The organism is Rubrobacter tropicus (assembly GCF_011492945.1).
Classification (GTDB): Bacteria; Actinomycetota; Rubrobacteria; order Rubrobacterales; family Rubrobacteraceae; genus Rubrobacter_D; species Rubrobacter_D tropicus.
Window position 1 is genome coordinate 2,148,033 of record NZ_CP045119.1, and the last position, 18,298, is coordinate 2,166,330.

Sequence of the window (18,298 nt, forward strand, 5' to 3'; positions counted from 1 at the left end):
CTCTCTATACCTCCTCTGGGTCGACCTCAACGCGCACCCGCAGCCCGTGCGTCCCGGCCGCCAGCCTGGCCGCGCCGGCCGCGGCCCTGGCGACCGCGCCGAGTTCCCGTCCCCGGAGCAAGACCCGCCAGAAAGGCGGCCCACCGGCGCGCGAGACGACCACGGGCTCCGAGGCCTCGACCCCCGGCGCGAGGCCCGGACGCAACCGGGATTCTACCGCACCCAGCACCTTTTCCTCGGGCCCGTACAGGCTCACGACGGCCAGGTGGGCGAAGGGCGGGTAGCCCGACGCGCGCAGTCTTGGGACCTCCTCGGCCGCGAGGGCCTCGTAATCTCCGCGGGCCGCCGCGAGCAGCGCGCTGTGCTCGGGAACGCGGGTCTGGATCAGGAGTAGGTCGGTGGCGGTCTCCGCGGCGCGGTAGATCAGCCGAAACGAGCGCTCCGTGGCGCCGAGGCCGCTCGCCCGCAGCGAGGAATCTATGTCCGGGATCAGGACGGCGTCCCATTCCTCGCGCAAGACGCACCTGGCCGTTCCGACCACGACAGGCGAGTCGTCTTGCTCGCGGCGGCCGGCCGTGATCAGGCCCACCGGCTCCCCGAGCGCCCCCGAAATCTCGTCGCGAACCCTTTCCACCGCGAGGCCGGTCGGGCTCAGGCGATCCGACCCGCACTCCGCGCACCGCTCCCCACCCGGCCCGCGACGCCCGCACCGCGAGCAAGACGGCAGGCGCGACCCATCCCGTGAGGAGAGTGGAACGTCGCACCCGGGGCAACGCGCGACGGCCCCGCAATTGTTGCAGGTGACCACGGCCGCATAGCCCAACCGGTCGACTATGACCCCGACGCGTCGCTCGCCCGCGAACCGCCGGCAGGCGTCGAGCAGCACGGAGCTCAGTACGGAGCCGGAACCCCGCATGTCCACCACGCGCACAGAAGGCCAGCCCGCCGGCTGCCGGGGTGGCAGCTCCCTCACCCTCGACCGGCCCCTCCCACCCGCGGCGAACAGCCTGAGGGAGGGCACCGGCGAGAGGCAGACCACGGCGGCCCCTTCTGCCCGCCCACGGACGACGGCGACGTCCCTGGTGTGGACCGCCAGCCCCTCGTACCCGGCCTCGGCGCGGTGCGACCCGTCCGGCTCGTCCACTACGCAAAAGGCCCCGGGCCGGGCGAGCGGCAACAGCGCGGCGGCGCGGGTGCCGACCACGACGTCCACCTCGCCCGCCCGCGCCGCCGCGTGGACGGCGGCCCGGTCCCGTCCGAGGCCCCCATGGTAAGCGGCGACGGCGTGGCCTTCGGGGAGCGCGCGGCGAAGGCGGCGGACCAGGCCGTCCACCGTCTCCCGCTCGGGCGCGAGAAGCAGGGCTTGCTCCCCCTCGTCCACCACGGCCCGCGCCACGGCGGCGACCGCGTCGGCCTGCCCGGCCGTGGGCACCCGCCACACGAACGCGCCCCCGCGTCCGACGGCCCTTGCCGCGTCCCGGCGAAACGGCTCTACCCCGGCCTCATCGCCGCCGGACGTCCCGAAGAGCGGGGCGGGCTCGGGCCGCCGCGTTAGCGTGATGGCCCCGCGCCGCGCGAGCTCCCGCAGCACGTTCCGGCCCGCCCCCGTCCCGGACAAAAGGGCGACCGAAGGCAGTTCGCCGCCGCCCTCCTTCAGGGCCTCGAAGACCCCGCGCTGCCGCGGGGCGCGGGCGAGGTCCGGTTCGGCGCCCCCGCGGACCACCGACCACTCCACGGTCTTCCGTTCCGGCAGGGCGGGTGAGAGCGAGATCACGCCCCCGGCCTCCGCGGCGCGGAGCCCGTCCGCGCCCAGGGCTTTCTTGATCTCCGCGCGCGAAACGATGGTCCCGGGCTCCCAGGGTGATCCCCCGTCCGAACGGGCGACGAGGAAGCGGCCCGTGTCGAGCCCCGGGGGGAAGGTAGACCGCAAGACGGTTGGCAGCGGGATGGCGTAAGACTCAGAGATCCGCAAACACGTTTCGAGCAGGTCGGGCGGCAGGGACAACGCCTGCTGAACGGAGCAGACCTCCTCGCTCGCGCGCCCCGGCTCGGGGTCCGGCCCGAGAACGACGCCGAGCCGGGAACGGCCTGAGAGCGGCGCGACGACGACGGTTCCGGGAAGGACGGCGTCCCTCAGGCGGGCGGGGACGACGTAGCTCAACGGAGGAAGCGCGTGGGTCGGGATGAGCAGGGCCACCCTCACGCGCTCTTGCCCGCGGGCCGCGCGGCCGGTTCTCTGCCCGGTGGCGCGGACCAACTACAGCCCGGCGGAGCGGCGAAGCGCGTCGGCCCGGGTCGTCTCCTCCCAGGTAAAGCCGGGCTCGCGGCGGCCGAAGTGGCCGTAGGCGGCCGTCTGCCCGAAGACGGGGTTGCGAAGCTCGAGGTCCCGGATGATGGCGCCGGGCCTCAGGTCGAAGTGCTCCATCACGAGGCTGCCCAGGGTGGCCGGGTCGACCTTCGCCGTGCCGAAAGTCTCGACCATCACGCTAACCGGCTGCGCCACCCCGATGGCGTAGGCGACCTGGACCAGGCAACGGCCCGCGATGCCGGCCGCGACCAGGTTCTTGGCGACCCAGCGGGCCGCGTACGAGGCCGAGCGGTCGACCTTCGTCGCGTCCTTGCCGGAGAAGGCGCCGCCGCCGTGGGGGGCCGAACCGCCGTAGGTGTCCACTATGATCTTGCGCCCGGTAAGGCCCGTGTCGCCCTGCGGGCCGCCCGTCACGAAGCGCCCGGTCGGGTTCACGAGGACGTCTACCGTGTTCTCGTCAAAGAACTCCTCCGGCATCACCGGCCGTATAACGGCCTCCAGGAGATCCTCCTTGATGCGCTTCTCCACCCCGTCGCGGTGCTGGGCGGAGATCAGGACCTTCTCCACGCCTACCGGCGTATCGCCCTCGTAACGCACCGTTACCTGGCTCTTGCCGTCCGGGCGCAAATAGTCGAGCATCCCGGTCTTGCGGACCTCGGAGAGCCGGCGGGTCAGGGCGTGGGCGAGGGTGATCGGGAGCGGCATAAGCTCGGGGGTCTCCTCGCAGGCGTAGCCGAACATCATGCCCTGGTCGCCCGCGCCTATCTCGTCGAGGGCCTGCTCGTCTTCGCGGATCTCGAGCGCCCGGTCCACCCCTTGCGCGATGTCCGAGGACTGGGGGTCTATCGTGGTTATGATCCCGCAGGTCTCGGCGTCGAAGCCGAACTTGGCGCGCGTGTAGCCGATACCAGCGACCTTCTCCCTGACCAACGTCGGGATGTCGACGTAGGTCGTGGTCGTGATCTCTCCGGCCACGATGACCAGACCCGTCGTGACGAGCGTCTCGCACGCGACGCGGCTGGCCGGGTCGTCGGTTAGGGCGGCGTCGAGTATGGCGTCCGAGATCTGGTCGGCTATCTTGTCCGGGTGGCCCTCGGTGACGGATTCCGAGGTAAAAAGGTGCGAAGCCTTGAGCCTCTGATCGTCCGCAACGTTCATGGTGGTAGTTCCGGCCGTGCGCTCCGCCATCGCTATCTCTCCTCTTCCAACCCTGCCAGGACGTCTTTCAGGATCTCACGCGCGACCTCCGTCTTCGAGGTCTTTGGCACGAATCGTTCGCCCCCGCGCGTAACCACGTGTACTTCGTTATCCTCGGAACCGAACCCGAGACCCTCGCGCGAGATGTCGTTGCCGACCACGATATCGGCGCCTTTTTTCTGGAGCTTCTCGCGGGCGTCGGCGACGGGGTCCCCGTGCGTCGCCGCGAATCCTACCACAAAGAGGCCCGGATTCTGTTCCCTGACCGCCTCCAGGATGTCGGGCGTCGGCTTCAAATCTATGCTCCGAACCCCGTGGCTGCGCCGGATCTTCTCCCCCACCGGCGAGGCCGGCGTGAAGTCCGATACCGCGGCCGCCATGACGAGCGCGTCGACGCCCCCGGACCGCGCGAGCACCTCGTCGCGCAACTGCTCGACGGTCTCGACTTCCGACCACCCGACCCCCGGCTCCCGCGCGGCCACGTTCGCCGCGACCACGTGAACCCCGGCCCCGAGCCTCATCGCCTCCCGCGCCAGCGCGAGGCCCATTTTCCCCGACGACCTGTTCCCTATAAAGCGCACGCTGTCCAACGGTTCGTGCGTCCCGCCGGCCGTGACGAGCACCCGGAGCCCGGCCATCGGACCACCCATCCCCCCCAACACGCGCGAGGTTACCTCCCCGGCACCCGCCATCCCTCCCCCATCACCGACCACGACGCGCCTGCCGTCTTCGCGCAAAACCGCCAGGTTCACCTCGACGGCTGGATTCCGGGCGGTTTCGGGGTCGAGGTCTGGCGCCACGAAGACGGGAACCCCGCCACGGAGAACGCCGTCGGGCACGACGTCCAGGCCGCGGGCCAGGCGCGCCAGGGTACCGGCCGTGGCCGGCGCGAATAGGATCGCCTCGGGCACGTCGAAAGGCGCCTCCGCCACCCGTACCGGGGTGGCGAAGGCGCCTGGGCCAACGAAATGCTCGGTTCGCGGTTCGAGGATTACCCCGACCTCGTGGCCGGCCGCCGCCAGTTCGCGGGCTATGGCCGGGGCTAGAAGGGCGCCGGCCGTTGGGCCGACGGAAACCAGGATCAAGGCCGCCGTCTCTAGGCCGCGCCCGCGCCCTCCTGCTCGTCGTCGGCCGGGGCACCGGAGTCCACGGAAGTGGCCTCGGGCGAGCCGGCGCCGCCGGGGGGGCTCACGAAGTCGTCGCCGCCTGCGGCCCCGACCTGGTCCTCGACCTCCTCTGGCTGCTGCTTGAAGACCACGTCGAGCTTGTCCTGGCGGAGTTCCTCGATGGCGATCGTGAGCGGGTGCTGGGATCGGGTGTGGACCTGCGGGCCGGGGATGCCGAGGGCGTCGTTCAGGCCCAGGGTCGAGGTGTACTCGTTGATCTGGCGCGCCCGCTTGGCGCTGGAGACGACCAGGCCGTAGCGCGAGTCCACCTTGCTCAAAAGCTCGTCTATCTTAAGATCGTTCAGCATCGCTACCTCCACCGATTATGGTTTCCATCAGTTCTATCATGTCTTTGCGGGCCTGCTCCCTGTCCCCGTTTACGACCTCGAAGTCGAACTCGTCCCGCGCGGCGACCTCGCCGACGGCCGTGGCGAGCCGGGTCTCGACCGCCTCGGCCGTCTCCGTCGCCCTGCCGGAGAGCCTCCTGCGCGTCTCTTCCAGCGACGGGGCGCGGACGAAGACCATCACGGCGTCGGGCCTCTTACGCCGCACCTGGCGGGCGCCCTGGAGCTCTATCTCCAGGATCACGGACCGCCCCGCCTCCAATAGCTCCTCGACCTTCGCCTCGGGCGTCCCGTAGAGGTTTCCGGAGTACTCGGCGCATTCGAGGAACTCTCCCTCCCCGATCCAGCGCTCGAACTCCTCGCGGGAGAGAAAGACGTAGTGCTCGCCGTGGACCTCCCCGGGCCTCGGCGCCCTCGTCGTGGCCGAGACCGAGTATGCCAGTTCGGGCACCGCATCCAAAGCTTCCCGGATCAGGGTAGATTTGCCCGCTCCGGAGGGCCCGGAGACGACGATCAGGCGTCCTCGCACCCGAGCGCCCCGAGTAGCCGGTCCCGCTGCCCGTGCGTGAGGCCGACGAGGGTCTTCGAACGGCTTATCCCTGCCTCCCTCAGCACGCGCGTGACCTTGATCCTGCCCATACCTTTCATAGCGAGGAGCATCTCTTCGACTTTGGCGCCGCGCAGTTCCTCGGACGGGTCCATGAGCAGGTCGTAGATGTCCAGCTCCCCGCTCTTGAGGTCCCGTTTGGCGGCGGCCCTGGCGAACCGCACCCTGTTGGCCTCTTCGAGCGCGTTCTTGCGCTCGTCGACCGTCCGTTCTGGTGCCCGCCTCAGCATCAGCGCGCTAGTATACCATCGGCGCCTCCGCCCCGTCAGGGCCCCTCCCGTCCACGCCCGGAGAATACCAGCCTGCAATTTGCCGCCGTCGCAGTAGGCGAAGGCTGATAAGGATGTCTATACCGGGTTGCATGATGAATGAACCTGGAGGTTCGGGAGGTTTTGAGGTCTTGAGGCATAGAGGTTTTGAGGGGTGCGTCTCGGAACCCCGGGGAAGCCCCGACCCTCCGCCCCTGAAAGCCTAAAAGCCTTGGAACCTCGAAACCCCCGCAACTCGTGGCCCGTTCGCGATGGGCTACATCATTCCGCAAACCGCTGTAATTGGTCGTGAAGTCGGGCCTCTTTACGAGTCAAGGAGTACGGTCCGAGGGTCGGTAGGGGTGGGGATCACCGCCCTACTTCGAGATCCTTCAGCGTGCGTACTATCGTCTTGGAGCACTCCTCGGGGTCGCGAGCCTGCCGGGCGTCTAGCCTGACCTCGGCGGCGCGGATGCCGTCGGAGGAGAGTTCGCCGGAAAGCTCCGCGAGGATCGTGCTCACCGCGGACCGCCAGGCGCGCAAGAGCGGGTCCGGCACCCCACCGGCGTCGTCGGTGCCGACCACGACCACGCGTCCATCTCCTCGCTCGCGCATGGCGGGCAGGGCTGCGGCGAGACAGTAGATGAAGCCCCTGAGGTTCACGTCCAGGGAACGCTCCCAGGCGTCGACGTCGAGGCTGCTGAAGGGCGGGGCGGCGGCGGAAGCCATGAACAGTAGGGCGTCGAGACCGCCGAAAGCCTCCACCGCGGCCTCCACCAGGTGGGCCGGGTGGTGGCGCTTGGCGAGGTCCAGGCCGAGGACGAGCGCCTCGCCGCCGCGCGCCCGGACCTCCGCTTCCAGTTCCTCCAGCCTCTGCCGGTCTCGCCCCCCGAGGGCAACGTTGGCGCCCTCACGCCCGAGCGCCCTCGCCGCGGCGCCACCGTAGGCGCTGGAGCCGCCCAGCACCATCACGGTCTTGCCGGACAACGTCCCGCTCATCGCCCGCCCGCCGTCTCCCGGACGGGCGTACCCGTGTCGCGAAAGCGTAGGGCGCCGAGGGCGAGGCAGGCGACCACGATCCCGGCGTTCGCCACGCACCACTGGCAGACCGCCCGGATCACGAGGAACTCGAGGTAGGTGAGGTAGGCGCTGAAGAGGGTGCCGACCAGGGCGATAAAGAGACCGAGGAGTGCCGCGGTCTCGCCCTTGAACACGGCCGAAAGCAGCAACCCGGCGTAGGCGACCAGACCGAGGGCGGCGACGGGGACGCCAAGGATCTCGGAGTAGCGGCTTGCCTGGACCGCCTCGCAGCCGCCCGACCCGCCGACGCAGACCGGGGCCGTGCCGCCGAGGTGGGACCAGGTGAGGTAGGCGCTGATCGCGACCCCGCCGGCGGCGAGCAGGGCGAGCCCGACGCGAAGGCCCGGATGCCCCCCGCGGGCGCCCACTACCCTCCCACCTCTTCCACCGCCCGGTCGACTTCCTCTATCGGCACCGCGCCGCGCAGTATCGTCTCGCCTTCCGGTCCCGAGACCACCAGGGTAGGCGTGCTGTTCACGCCGGCCTCGTTTGCCCTCTGCCGGACGGCCCCGAGCTCTTCTTCGATGGACGCGTCGTCCCGCGCCTCCCGCCACCGCGCGACGTCGAGCCCCTCCGTCTCCTGCGCCAGGCCGATGAGGAACTCGTCGGTGACGTAGCCGCTGTTCTCGGCGCCCTGGTTCTCGAAGAGCAGGCCGGCGTACTGCCAGTAGAGGTCCTGCTCCCCGCGGCGAGGGCGGCCCGCGCGGCGGGGACCGAGTCCGGCCCCAGGAAGGCGAGCGTCTCGGAGACCAGCTTCGCATCCCCCGGTCTCACGTAGCGGTCCACGACCCCCGGCAGCGTCTCGCGGGCGAACTGGCCGCACGCCGGGCACTGGAAGTCCTCGTAGAGCCGTATCGTGACCGGGGCGTCAGCGTTGCCGAGCGTGGTCCCGTTCTGCGGTATGGCGCCGAGGTCCTCCTGTTGGCCCTCGCCGAGCGCGCTCAGCGCCACGAGGAGCCCGGCCACCAGGACCGCGCCGATCCCCAGCATGACGAGCAGCCGCGTGTTGTTCTGCCTTCCGCCTTCGTTCCCGGGCCTTCCGGGCCTCTTTCGGGCCCCGTCCTGTCGTTCTTTCCGCATGTCCCGTCCGCACCTTTCTCCCGTTCCTTGAGCCGTACCGGTCAGGCGGGGTCTGAAAGCCCCGCCCCTACGGGCGGGGAGGCTCAGGCTCGAGATCGGCGTAGACCTGGGCGGGCCTCCGGTCGGAGGCGGGCCGCGGGCCGAAGGACCGGACCAGGGGCGGCGCGGCGACCGCGGCGACCGCGGCGAGCGTGGCCGAGGGCAGCTCGGCGGAGGCCGGGGCGTGCGACTGGAGGAAGTGGGGGCAGCCGGCCTCGCCGCAGAGGCCGGCCGCGTCCAGGTAAGGGTAGAAGAGGGCGAAAGCAAGCAGGACCGCCGCCAGGATAAACGGTCGCGGGAGTGGGGTCGCGGGCCGCTGTCGCGTAACCGTGCAAGTTTGGATCAAGGTGGCCCATCCCCCATGCTCGTGCTCCTTCATTCTACTCCGCGGGGGTCCTCGTCGCGCCCCCGGAGGTGCCGACCGGCCCCCTCTCCCACTCGCCAAGCGCCCCGCCGAAAAAGCCCCCGATCAGGTTCAGAACGAGAAGCGCAAGGCTGGCGAGCAGGGCACCGCCGGCGAACCCGAGCGTCACGGAGGGGAGCGGTATCCCACCCTCTACAAGCACTATACCGGCGGTGGCGAGGAGGATGGCCGAGACCACCGCGACGGCGACGACCACGAAGACGAAGCCGAGTATCGCGACCATCGCGCCGTGCAGCCCGCCCGAGACCCGGGCTTTTCTGCCGGCCACGTACCCGCCGGCGAAGTGGGCCAGAAAGCCGGAGACGAGCGAGATCGCGACGACCCCCGTCGTGGGGCTCGCGGCGCTCAAAGCCTCTCCGCCGAACAGGAAGACGTGGGCCGCCTCGAACACGAGGTTGAGCGCGATGCCGGCCGCGATCGCGACGGCCCAGCCCACGACCACGGCCCTCCAGTTCGTCCTCTCCCGGATGCGTCGGAACACGCGCCTACCCCCGGGCCCTCACTCGACGCGCCGGCTCTGCTCGACGCCGGCGGGCTTCTTGCCCGACTTGTTGGCCCTCTCGCGCGCCAGGGTGGCCCGCGGGTTGGAGCTGCGGTACTGGACGTGGCCGCGGCGCAGGTAGCCCAGCGGCACGCTGAAGACGTGAACCAGGCTCGAGAACGGCCACAGCGCGAACAAAACGAAGGCCGAGATAGCGTGAAGCTGGAATATGAGGGGCACCCCGACCATGAGGCCGGCTTCGGGCCGGAACAAAAAGAGGTTGCGGAACCACGCGCCCACGGTGTCCCTGTACTCGAACTCCCCCTGCAGCTCGTACTGGCTGGCGTAGACGCGGTAGCCGATGGTCGCCGCGAGGCCGAGCAAGACCACCACCAGGAGCAACCCGTCCGTCACGAACCTCATCGTCTCGGTGTTGTTCCGGATGCGGGGTATGAACCAGCGGCGGATGTTCAACAGGAGGATGCCGGCCATCGCGACGATCCCGACCGGGGCGCCCACCCACAGGGAGAGCAGGTGGTAGTTGTGGTCCGAGACCCCGATCGCGCGGTAGACCCCGATCGGCACGAGCAGCCCCATCACGTGCCCCCCGAGGACGAACAGGAACCCCCAGTGAAAGAGCAAAACGCCCCACATGAGCAGCCTCCGCTCCAGTAGCTGGCTCGACTTCGGCGTCCAGCCGTACTGGTCGTAGACGTACCGGTAGACGTGCCCGAGTACGAACGTGACGAGGGCCAGGTAAGGGAAGATCACCCACAAGAACTGGCTCCAGAGGCTCATCGTTTCCTCCCGTGAAAGACGACGTTGCCGATCGGAGCAACGCCACCCAAAGCGCCGTCGTCGCCGAAGGGCTCTCCGGGCGCCGCGTCGGCCGAGTAGGGCTCGAGCCCCACGCTCTCCTGCGGCGGCCCTGCACTATGAGCTTCCTCATCTCCGCGACGGTCCCCTCGTCGAGCGCGGGCAGGAAGAAGTCGAGCGCGTCGGCGAGATGGGCGTAAGGGCTCCTGTCGTGGACGAGGGAGCGCCGGATGACCTCTATGGCCGCCCGGTTCCCGGCGAGCATCGCCAGCCCCTCCTCCGGGGCTTCCGAGGCAAACTCCAGCAGGAGCGGGAGGTAGTCCGGCAGCTCGGTCGTGTCGAGCGGGTACCCTGCCCGGGAGTACGCCTCTTTCATGTCGGCGAGGGCCCGGCCGCGGGAGCGGGCGTCGCCGTGACGGTAGTAGCTGAGGTACAGGCAGCCCCGTCGTTTGAAGTCGAAGACTTCGGCGTAGGTCGCCTGCAGGCGCGACGGGGGCTCTTCTTCCCAGTAGGCCAGGAACGGTAGGATGGCGTCCTTCGCGGGCGACGGCGGGAGGTCGTGGGCGGCGGCTGAGATCTCCTGGCGATAAGCCAGCACCTCGTCGTCCGGGTAGCGGAGCAGGATGGAGAGGAGCTTGAAGATCACGCGCCCGCCCCCTTCGGCCCGCGCCCCTTGAGGTGGAACGCCTCGAAGTCCTTCTTGCTCGTAAAGAGCCGCACGTTTGGCGCCCGCACCTTCCCGCCCAGCTCCCTGGCCTTCTTCTCCAGCTCGTCCTTCATGGCGTAGAAACCCTCGTTGCGCGTCCCGCCAAATGCGCCGGCTTCGGCCGAAGAGGAGCAGCTACCAGGTCCGCCGGCGAAGTCCAGGCTGCAGGAGGAGTAGGCGTCGTTGCGGTGTCCGCCGTCGGAGGCGGCGGCCGGGCCGCCGGCGAACTGGAGGCCGGCCGTGCCGCGCTGCTCGTAGAGCTCCGCGGCGAGCTCCTTGTGGGCGGGCGGGATGACGTAGCGGTCCTCGTACTTTGCGATGGCGAGCAGGCGGTACATGTCTTCGATCTCCTGCGGCCCCATCCCGACCGCCGATGCGACCTCGGCGTCCCCGAGACCGGAGAGGTTCTTCTCCCGCATGTAGCCCCGCATCGCCGCCAGGCGTTTCAGCACCCTCCTGACCACCTCCTCGTCGCCGGCCGAGAGGAGGTTGGCCAGGTACTGGATCGGTATCCTGAGCTCGTCTATGGCCGGAAAGACGTCGTCGGGGTCGGCCTCGGCGCCGTTCCCTTCCACAAAACCCATGACCGGCGAGAGCGGGGGAACGTACCAGACCATGGGCATCGTGCGGTACTCCGGGTGGAGCGGCAGGGCGATGCCCCACTCTATGGCGAGGCGGTAGATCGGGGACCGCTGCGCCGCCGCGACCCAGTCGTCCGGAATCCCGTCGAACCGCGCCTGCTCGACGACCCCGGGGTCGTTCGGGTCCAGAAACACGCCGCGCTGGGCCTCCAGCAGGTCCTTCTCGTCGGGCACCGAAGCGGCCCCCTCCACCGCGTCGGCGTCGTAGAGGACGAGACCTATGTAGCGCAGGCGACCGACGCAGGTCTCCGAGCAGATCGTCGGCTGCCCCGTCTCTATGCGCGGGTAGCAAAGCGTACATTTCTCCGCTTTGCCCGAATCCCAGTTGAAGTAGACCTTCTTGTAGGGGCAGCCGGAGACGCAGTAGCGCCAGCCGCGGCACTGCTCCTGGTCTACCAGCACGATCCCGTCCTCCTCGCGCTTGTACATCGCGCCGGAAGGGCACGACGCGACGCACGAGGGGTTCAGGCAGTGCTCGCAGATGCGCGGCAGGTACATCATGAAGACCTTCTCGTACTCGAAGCGCACCGACTCCTCAAGCTCGCCCCGGATGTTCGGGTCGAGCGAGGCGGTCTCGGGGGCGCCCGCGAGGTCGTCGTCCCAGTTCGGCCCCCACTCCAAGTCTATGGGATCGCCGGAGAGCTGCGAGATGGGCCTTGCCACGGGCTGATGCTCGCTCTGTTTCGCGTTCGTGAGCGTCTCGTAATCGTAGGTCCAGGGCTCGTAGAAGTCGTCTATGGACGGCATGTCCGGGTTGAAGAAGATGTTGGCGAGCTTGCGGAGCTTGCCGCCGGCCTTGAGCTCGAGCTTGCCGTTCTTGCCTAGAGTCCAGCCGCCCTTCCAGCGTTCCTGGTCCTCGTAGAGCTTCGGGTAGCCGACGCCCGGTTTGGTCTCGACGTTGTTCCACCACTGGTATTCCGTGCCCTCGCGGCTCGTCCAGACGTTCTTGCAGGTAACCGAGCAGGTGTGGCAGCCGATACATTTATCCAGGTTCATCACCATCGCCACCTGGGCTTTGACGCGCACTAGTAGACCACCTCGCTCTCGCGCTTGCGGATCACCGTCAGCTCGTCGCGCTGGGAGCCCGTCGGGCCGTAGTAGTTGAAGAAGTACGAGAGCTGGGCGTAGCCCCCGATCATGTGCGTCGGCTTGACGTAGATCTTGGTCAATGAGTTCTCCGTGCCGCCGCGGGTGCCGGAGACCTCGCTTATGGGCACGTTCAGGTGACGGTCCTGGGAGTGGTACATGATCGTGGTCCCCTCGGGGATGCGGTGGGAGACGACGGCCCGCGCCGCGACCACCCCGTTGCGGTTGTACGCCTCCACCCAGTCGTTGTCCTTCACGCCCATCTTCGCGGCGTCCCTGTCGCTGATCCACATCGTCGGCCCGCCCCGAAAGAGCGTGAGCATGGTCAGGTTGTCCTGGAACTCGGAGTGTATGGACCATTTGGAATGCGGCGTCAGGTACTTGAGCACGACCTCCGCCTTGCCGTTTCCCTCCCTGATGTCCCCCAGGTGTTTGGCCATCCGCATCGGTGGTCTGTAGGCGGGTAGGCCCTCGCCGTACTCGAGCATCCACTCGTGGTCGACGTAGAACTGCTGGCGGCCCGTGAGGGTTCGCCAGGGGATGGAGCGGTCGACGTTTATGGTGAAAGGCGAGTAGCGGCGGGTGCGGCTCTCGGTGCCGGACCATTCGGGGGAGACGATCACCTTGCGCGGCTGGGAGACTATGTCGGCGAAGGTTATGAGCTCCTCGCCCCGCTCCTCGGCCAGGTCCGCGAGCTTCATCCCCGTCCGTTCCTCCATCTGCCCGAAACCCTCTACCGCCATGCGGCCGTTCGTGGTGCCCGAGAGGGCGAGTATCGCCTCGCACACCTGGTCGGCCCTCTTGATCTCGGGCCTCCCTGCGCCGACGCCGCGGCGCACGGTCCCGTTGCGTCCCTTTAAATACTCGATCTCCTGGTGCGGCTTCCAGAGGTTGCCCTTGGCCCCGATCCCGACGTTCTCGACCGCGGGCCCTATTGCGGTCATCTTCTCCGCGACCGCACCATAATCCCGCTCGACTACGACGAGCTTGGGCATGGTCTTGCCCGGGATGGGCTCGCACTCGCCCTTCTTCCAGTCGAGGACCTTCCCTGACGGCTGGGCCAGCTCGTCCGGCGTGTCGTGGAGCAGGGGGGCGGCTATCAGGTCCCTTCTAATCCCCAGGTGCTTCTTGCCGAGTCTGGAGAACGCTTCGGCGACGTAGTTGAAGATGTCCCAATCGCTCTTCGCCTCCCACGGCGGCGTTATGGCCGGGTTGAACGGGTGAACGAACGGGTGCATGTCGGTCGAGGAGATGTCGTGCTTCTCGTACCAGGTCGCCGTCGGCAGCACGATGTCCGAGTACAGAGACGAGCCGTTCTTGCGGAAGTCTATGGTCGTCAGAAGGTCGATCTTACCCTCGGGCGAATCCCGCCAGACCACCTCCTCCGGGCGCATCTCCTGAGGCGTCTCCTCGCTCCGGACGGCCGCGTCTGGAACGCCGAGCAGGTGCTTCAAGAAGAACTCGTGGCCCTTGCTGGAAGAGCCGAACAGGTTGCAGCGCCACAGGGTAAGGACGCGCGGGAAATTCTCCGGCGCGTCGGGGTCCTCGGCGGCGAACCGGAGGCGCCCCTCCTTGAGCTCGCGCACCACGTACTCCTTCGGGTCCATGCCCTCGGCTTCGGCCTCGTCTACGAGATCGAGCGGGTTCCGGTTGAAGCTCGGGTAGGAGGGCAGCCAGCCGAGGCGGGCGGAGAGGGCGACGCAGTCGGCCATGTGCTTGCCGGCCAGCTTCCCCTTTCCGAGCGGGGTGGCGAACTCGTCGGCCTTGAAGGTGTCGTAGCGCCACTGGCTGCTCGCCAGGTACCAGAGGGCCGTGCCGGCCATGTGGCGCGTGGGCCTCGCCCAGTCGAAGGCGAAGGCGAGGGTCGACCAGCCCGTGATGGGGCGGACCTTCTCCTGGCCGACGTAGTGGGCCCAGCCGCCGCCGTTTCTGCCCTGGCAGCCGCACAGGACGACGAGGGCGAGCATGGAGCGGTAGATCTGGTCCGAGTGATACCAGTGGTTGGTGCCCGCGCCCATCAGGATCATGGACCGGCCCTCGCTCCTCTCGGCGTTGCGGGCGAACTCGCGGGCTATCCGGGCGCAGCGCCCGGCGTCAACGCCCGTGATCTCCTCCTGCCACGCCGGCGTGTAGGGCTCGGGATCGTCGTAGCCTTCCGGCCACTCACCCGGCAAACCCTCGCGCCCCACCCCGTACTGGGCCAGCAGCAAATCGTAGACGGTCGTGACCAGGTGCCCGCCGACGCGCCGGACCGGCACGCCGCGGCGCATCACGGTCCCGCCCTCGTCGTCGCCGGCGTCGAAGCGGGGCAGGTCTATCTCGACGAGTTCTTCGTGGCGGCCCAGAAGCGTGAGCGCGGGGTCGGCTTCGCCGAGCTCCAGGTTCCATTTGCCCATCCCCTCGGCGCCGTAGCGGTCACCCATCGAGCCGTTCGGCACCACGGGCTCCCCGTTCCTCGCGTCGACGAAGACGGTCTTCCACTCGGCGTTCTCCGAAGTCTCGCCCAGGTCTTTGGCGTGCAAGAAGCGGTCCGCGACGGGGGCGCCGCCCTCGCGCTCCCTGAGGGTCACGAGCATTGGGAGGTCGGTGTATTTCCTGGCGTAGTCCTGGAAGTACGGGACCTGGCGGTCCACGTAGAACTCCTTGAGCATCACGTGGCCCATCGCCATGGCGAGGGCGCCGTCGGTGCCGGGCTGGACGGGGAGCCAGTGGTCGGCGAACTTGGTGTGGTCGGAGTAGTCGGGGCTGACGACCACCGTCTTCTGGCCCTTGTAGCGGGCCTCGGTCATGAAGTGGGCGTCGGGGGCGCGGGTTATGGGGACGTTCGAGCCCCACATCATGAGGTAGGAGGCGTTCCACCAGTCGGCGGACTCCGGGACGTCCGTCTGGTCGCCCCAGATCTGGGGCGAGGAAGGCGGGAGGTCAGCGTACCAGTCGTAGAAGCTCGGGATGGTGCCCCCGATCAGGGACATGAACCGCGACCCGCCCGCGTAGGAGGCCATGCTCATGGCGGGTATCGGGGAGAAGCCGATGACCCTGTCGGGGCCGTACTTCTTTATCGTGTACACGTGCGCGGCGGCCATGATCTCCGCGACCTCGGGCCACGCGGAACGGACGAGCCCGCCCTTGCCCCTGGCCACCTTGTAAGCCCTGGCCTTCTCCGGGTCCTCGACGATCGAGGCCCAGGCCGCTACCGCGTCCCCGGTACGGGCTTTCGCCTCGCGGTACATCTCGACGAGAACGCCGCGGACGTAGGGGTACTTTATGCGGATCGGGGAGTAGGTGTACCAGGAGAAAGAGGCGCCCCTGGGGCAGCCGCGGGGCTCGTACTCGGGCATGTCTGGGCCATTCGAGGGATAGTCGGTCTGTTGACTCTCCCAGGTGATGATCCCGTCCTTGACGTAGACCTTCCAGGAGCACGAGCCGGTGCAGTTCACGCCGTGGGTGGAGCGCACGATCTTGTCGTGCTGCCACCGCTGGCGGTAGGCGTGCTCCCACTCCCGGTCCCGCGCGTTCAACTCGGAGTGCTCGCCCGGCCGCTTCTCGCCCCTCCTGAAATACTGCAGGTTCCTGAGCAGGGGGTTGGTGGTCTTCGCCACTACCTCACCCTTCCTTCCGTGGCCGCGCCGGCACCCGACGGACGTTTACGAACGAACATGGCGTTGACGATCAGGCACCCGATAGCGAAGATCGCCAGAAAGATGAACCCGAGGGTGTAAGCCCCGGTGGCGTCCCGCACGATGCCGAGCACGAGCGGCGGGAAGAACCCGCCGAGCCCGCCGGCCGCCCCGACGACGCCGGTCACGGCGCCCGTCTTGCCGGGGTAGTACTCGGCGACGAGCTTGAAGACCGCGCCGTTGCCGAGCCCGAAGAGCACCGCGCTCGCGAGGGCGCCTATGGTGAAGAGGAAGATCCCGGGCTCGAAGCTGAGGATGATCGCCGTTACCGGCAGCCCCGCGAAGACGAGCATGAGCGTCCCGCCCCCCCCTACCCGGTCCGCGAGCCAGCCTCCGATCGGGCGGGAGAGCGTCGCGAGCACCACGAACCCGGCCGCCCTGAGGCCAGCCCCGGTCTGCGTGAAGCCGAACAGGTCGACGAGCAGCTTGGGCAGGTAGATACCCAGGGCCACGAAACCGCCGAAGGTCAGGAAGTAGAAGAGGCTGAGGACCCAGGGCATTACCTCCTGGCGGAAGAGCGAGATCCCGGCCGTCACGGAAGGCCGCGGCCCGGTGCTCGGCGCGTCCCGCCCGAGGGCGTAGAAGATCACGGCCATCGCCACAAGCGGCACCACGAAGACCCAGAACGCCAGCCGCCAGCCGTAGAAAGCGGCGATGGCGGGGGCGGTGTAGGCGGCGATCGCCGTCCCGATGTTGCCCATGCCGTAGACGCCGAGGGCGAGCCCCTGCATGTGCGGCGGGAACCACTTGTTCACGAAGGGAACCCCGACGGCGAACGAGGCCCCAGCGAGCCCCAGGAAGAACCCCAGAAGAGCAAACCCCGAAAGAGCCCCGAGAAGCCCGATAAAGACCACGGGCACGATGAGGACGAGCATCAACGCGGAGAAGACGATCCTGCCGCCGAACCTGTCCGTGATCAGGCCGAGCGGGATCCGAAACAGCGAACCCAGAATAACCGGCGTCGCGATTACGACGCTGATCTGGAAGCTGGAGAGCCGGTACAGCTCCTGAAACTGCGGCGCGAGCGGCGCTATCAGCCCCCACACCGAGAAACACAACGCGAACGCCAGCGTCGCCAAAACCAACGCCCGGTACGCCCCGGCCTGCGGCCTGCCGGCCGAACTACCCGCGCTCATCCCCCACCTCCTCTAATGGGAAGAAGTCCTCCACAACCGAACCCCATGTTGGCCCCTCCCCCGAGCCGCGTCCTGAGAAGATTTGCCCAACCCTCTGGTCCAAACAGACCAATACCGACGGAGAGATCCCCCAACATCCAACCCAGACACCTCCTATACTATGACTAATATAGTGATAGTAAATGCGGCCGGGCCGCGGCGTCAAGAGCGGGAGTAAGGTTTTGGGTGGCGGCTGATAGCTCTACAAACAGTTCCACCCTCTTTGCAAGCCACACTAGTGGAAGTGCGGGGCCTGGGATGAGAAATCGGCGAGGGTCTTTGTGCCGAGTTCCTGGAGGATGGCGTTCTGGCCTTCGGTCCAGGCGTCGTGGAGGGCGCAGGGGCGGCCGTGGCCGCAGGGTCGTTGTTGCATGATGCAGTGGGTGATCTCGAACGGGCCCTCCACGGCCTCCACGGCGTCGCGGAGGCTGACCTTGTCGGGTGGCAGGGCGAGGTGCGACCCTCCCCCCCTCCCCTCGATGCTCTCCACCAGGCCGGCGCGCACGAGCTTCGCCATCACGCGGGCGAGCAGACGCCGGGGCACGACCGCCTCGGCCGAGATCCTGTCGGCCGTTACCAGATCTCCCCGGTCCGCAACTCGCGCCAGATACACCAGCGCCCGCAGCGCGTAGCGCCCCTCGCTCGATAACTCGAGCTTCATTAGCCCGGTTCTCCGCTTCCCATCTCCCAAAGATACACCGCCGCGCCACCCTCCACCCGGGTGAAAGCGTTCGCCCGCGCACCCTCCATACTGACACTTATTATGTCATAGTTAGGGGTGATCGCCGTAGACCGAGAGGAGATAAAGATGTCGAGCAGGCCGCAGCCCGGGTCCGGGCGTCCGTTGAGCGGGCCGTTGCAGAGCTTCGATTTGGGGGAGGAGGTCGCCAGGTTGCGCGGGGAGGAGGCTTTCAGGGAAGGAAGGCGGAACTCGATCACGCTTCGCAAGGGCGGCGGGATGAGCGTGGTGTTGCTGGTGATGAGGGCGGGGGACCATCTGGAAGAGCACGCGGCGCCGGGTCCGATCTCTCTGGCCGTGAGGGAGGGACGCGTCCGCTTCTCGACGCCCGGCGCCAAGGTAGAGGCCGGACCCGAGACGCTGCTCGCCTGCGACGCCGGCGAGCGGCACGCGGTCGAGGCTCTGGAAGACTCCGTCTGCGTGGTTACCATCGCGCGCGGCGGGGAGCGCTGATACCGTCCATCGCACCGCCGGACGGCTCCAC

General features: G+C 68.4%; 17 protein-coding genes and 1 pseudogene. 1 reads left to right on the forward strand and 17 read right to left on the reverse strand.

What is annotated here, in order from left to right; all coding sequences use genetic code 11:
* Nucleotides 1-4: 4 nt before the first annotated feature.
* From GBA63_RS10705 to GBA63_RS10785, 17 genes and pseudogenes are all read right to left on the reverse strand, one after another.
* Nucleotides 5-2,257, reverse strand: coding sequence for a primosomal protein N' family DNA-binding protein (locus tag GBA63_RS10705; protein WP_166175948.1), 2,253 nt, complete (start codon nucleotides 2,255-2,257; stop codon nucleotides 5-7).
* Nucleotides 2,258-3,466 carry a methionine adenosyltransferase gene (gene metK / locus GBA63_RS10710; RefSeq protein ID WP_166180063.1) on the reverse strand — a complete coding sequence of 403 codons (1,209 nt, stop codon included), beginning with the start codon at nucleotides 3,464-3,466 and terminating at the stop codon, nucleotides 2,258-2,260.
* A gap of 32 nt (nucleotides 3,467-3,498) precedes the next feature.
* Nucleotides 3,499-4,590: a bifunctional phosphopantothenoylcysteine decarboxylase/phosphopantothenate--cysteine ligase CoaBC gene (gene coaBC, locus GBA63_RS10715; RefSeq protein WP_166175950.1), complete on the reverse strand. Its 1,092-nt coding sequence runs from the start codon at nucleotides 4,588-4,590 to the stop codon at nucleotides 3,499-3,501.
* Nucleotides 4,591-4,601: 11 nt separating this feature from the next.
* Complete coding sequence (rpoZ, locus tag GBA63_RS10720; protein WP_166175952.1) at nucleotides 4,602-4,979, reverse strand: DNA-directed RNA polymerase subunit omega; 378 nt, start codon at nucleotides 4,977-4,979, stop codon at nucleotides 4,602-4,604.
* Nucleotides 4,963-5,544 carry a guanylate kinase gene (gene gmk / locus GBA63_RS10725; RefSeq protein ID WP_166175955.1) on the reverse strand — a complete coding sequence of 194 codons (582 nt, stop codon included), beginning with the start codon at nucleotides 5,542-5,544 and terminating at the stop codon, nucleotides 4,963-4,965. Before gmk ends, rpoZ begins: the two co-directional genes overlap by 17 nt.
* On the reverse strand, nucleotides 5,529-5,852 hold the full coding sequence (mihF, locus tag GBA63_RS10730; RefSeq protein ID WP_166175957.1) for an integration host factor, actinobacterial type: 324 nt from the start codon (nucleotides 5,850-5,852) through the stop codon (nucleotides 5,529-5,531). Before mihF ends, gmk begins: the two co-directional genes overlap by 16 nt.
* A gap of 387 nt (nucleotides 5,853-6,239) precedes the next feature.
* Entirely contained in the window at nucleotides 6,240-6,869 is a 630-nt protein-coding gene (locus GBA63_RS10735) for an SDR family NAD(P)-dependent oxidoreductase (RefSeq protein ID WP_166175959.1), read from the reverse strand.
* Nucleotides 6,866-7,318, reverse strand: a complete 453-nt coding sequence (locus GBA63_RS10740; RefSeq protein WP_166175961.1) for a vitamin K epoxide reductase family protein — start codon at nucleotides 7,316-7,318, stop codon at nucleotides 6,866-6,868. The genes GBA63_RS10735 and GBA63_RS10740 overlap by 4 nt, the downstream gene beginning before the upstream one ends.
* Before the next feature lie 106 nt (nucleotides 7,319-7,424).
* Nucleotides 7,425-8,030, reverse strand: coding sequence for a thioredoxin domain-containing protein (locus GBA63_RS10745; protein ID WP_166175963.1), 606 nt, complete (start codon nucleotides 8,028-8,030; stop codon nucleotides 7,425-7,427).
* A 67-nt stretch (nucleotides 8,031-8,097) separates the two neighbouring features.
* Nucleotides 8,098-8,415 carry a hypothetical protein gene (locus GBA63_RS10750; RefSeq protein WP_166175965.1) on the reverse strand — a complete coding sequence of 106 codons (318 nt, stop codon included), beginning with the start codon at nucleotides 8,413-8,415 and terminating at the stop codon, nucleotides 8,098-8,100.
* A 34-nt stretch (nucleotides 8,416-8,449) separates the two neighbouring features.
* Entirely contained in the window at nucleotides 8,450-8,974 is a 525-nt protein-coding gene (locus tag GBA63_RS10755) for a hypothetical protein (RefSeq protein WP_166175967.1), read from the reverse strand.
* Between the two features lie 18 nt (nucleotides 8,975-8,992).
* Nucleotides 8,993-9,772, reverse strand: coding sequence for a respiratory nitrate reductase subunit gamma (gene narI / locus GBA63_RS10760; protein WP_166175969.1), 780 nt, complete (start codon nucleotides 9,770-9,772; stop codon nucleotides 8,993-8,995).
* Between the two features lie 205 nt (nucleotides 9,773-9,977).
* Nucleotides 9,978-10,436 (reverse strand): annotated as a pseudogene (gene narJ, locus GBA63_RS24345) (nitrate reductase molybdenum cofactor assembly chaperone); the annotation flags it as partial.
* Nucleotides 10,433-12,163, reverse strand: coding sequence for a nitrate reductase subunit beta (gene narH, locus GBA63_RS10770; protein WP_166175971.1), 1,731 nt, complete (start codon nucleotides 12,161-12,163; stop codon nucleotides 10,433-10,435). The gene narH and the pseudogene narJ, both read right to left, overlap by 4 nt.
* Nucleotides 12,163-15,822, reverse strand: coding sequence for a nitrate reductase subunit alpha (locus tag GBA63_RS10775; protein WP_166175973.1), 3,660 nt, complete (start codon nucleotides 15,820-15,822; stop codon nucleotides 12,163-12,165). The genes narH and GBA63_RS10775 overlap by 1 nt, the downstream gene beginning before the upstream one ends.
* Complete coding sequence (locus GBA63_RS10780; protein ID WP_166175975.1) at nucleotides 15,822-17,036, reverse strand: MFS transporter; 1,215 nt, start codon at nucleotides 17,034-17,036, stop codon at nucleotides 15,822-15,824. Before GBA63_RS10780 ends, GBA63_RS10775 begins: the two co-directional genes overlap by 1 nt.
* Before the next feature lie 274 nt (nucleotides 17,037-17,310).
* Entirely contained in the window at nucleotides 17,311-17,736 is a 426-nt protein-coding gene (locus GBA63_RS10785; RefSeq protein ID WP_166175977.1) for an RrF2 family transcriptional regulator, read from the reverse strand.
* A 147-nt stretch (nucleotides 17,737-17,883) separates the two neighbouring features.
* On the opposite strand from GBA63_RS10785, the gene GBA63_RS10790 reads away from it, so the two are divergent.
* The gene (locus GBA63_RS10790) at nucleotides 17,884-18,267 is read left to right on the forward strand and encodes a cupin domain-containing protein (RefSeq protein ID WP_166175979.1); all 384 of its coding nucleotides are present in this window, start codon (nucleotides 17,884-17,886) and stop codon (nucleotides 18,265-18,267) included.
* Nucleotides 18,268-18,298 lie beyond the last annotated feature (31 nt).

What these genes read in the sequence shown, in the direction of transcription:
- GBA63_RS10735 (WP_166175959.1), bottom strand. Translation starts at nt 6,869, where the DNA reads ATGAGCGGGACGTTGTCCGGCAAGACCGTGATGGTGCTGGGCGGCTCC.
- narI (WP_166175969.1), bottom strand. Translation starts at nt 9,772, where the DNA reads ATGAGCCTCTGGAGCCAGTTCTTGTGGGTGATCTTCCCTTACCTGGCC.
- metK (WP_166180063.1), bottom strand. Translation starts at nt 3,466, where the DNA reads ATGAACGTTGCGGACGATCAGAGGCTCAAGGCTTCGCACCTTTTTACC.
- GBA63_RS10790 (WP_166175979.1), top strand. Translation starts at nt 17,884, where the DNA reads ATGTCGAGCAGGCCGCAGCCCGGGTCCGGGCGTCCGTTGAGCGGGCCG.
- mihF (WP_166175957.1), bottom strand. Translation starts at nt 5,852, where the DNA reads ATGCTGAGGCGGGCACCAGAACGGACGGTCGACGAGCGCAAGAACGCG.
- rpoZ (WP_166175952.1), bottom strand. Translation starts at nt 4,979, where the DNA reads ATGCTGAACGATCTTAAGATAGACGAGCTTTTGAGCAAGGTGGACTCG.
- GBA63_RS10745 (WP_166175963.1), bottom strand. Translation starts at nt 8,030, where the DNA reads ATGCGGAAAGAACGACAGGACGGGGCCCGAAAGAGGCCCGGAAGGCCC.
- GBA63_RS10785 (WP_166175977.1), bottom strand. Translation starts at nt 17,736, where the DNA reads ATGAAGCTCGAGTTATCGAGCGAGGGGCGCTACGCGCTGCGGGCGCTG.
- GBA63_RS10780 (WP_166175975.1), bottom strand. Translation starts at nt 17,036, where the DNA reads ATGAGCGCGGGTAGTTCGGCCGGCAGGCCGCAGGCCGGGGCGTACCGG.